This is a genomic window from Xanthomonas sp. SHU 308 (assembly GCF_000364645.1).
GTDB lineage: Bacteria > Pseudomonadota > Gammaproteobacteria > Xanthomonadales > Xanthomonadaceae > Xanthomonas_A > Xanthomonas_A sontii.
Genome location: NZ_AQOK01000185.1, coordinates 1 through 266, shown reverse-complemented (window position 1 = coordinate 266; position 266 = coordinate 1). Strand labels below are relative to the sequence as shown.

The window sequence follows — 266 nt, the reverse complement described above, 5'->3', positions numbered from 1 at the left end:
TGGCGCGGGCCTGCGTCTGCGCAGCGACGCCGACATGCGCCTGTCCGGCCTCGCGCAGTCCTGGCAGGACGCGAGTGTGCAGGCCGGTGGACGCCTGGACACGCTCGGCCAGCTCAGTGCCGGCGGGCGCCTGGACCTGGGCGCGGCGGCGATCGGCAATGCGGCCGGTGCGGTGGTCTCGGCCGGCGGCGACGTCGCGCTGGCCACGCCGGGCGCGCTGGACAACGCCGGTACCCTGTATGCCGGACGCGACCTGCGCATCGACG

Annotated in this window: 1 pseudogene; it reads left to right on the top strand. The window is 76.3% G+C overall.

From position 1 onward, the window contains the following. Window positions 1-266 (top strand): annotated as a pseudogene (locus D588_RS24255) (filamentous hemagglutinin-like protein); the annotation flags it as partial.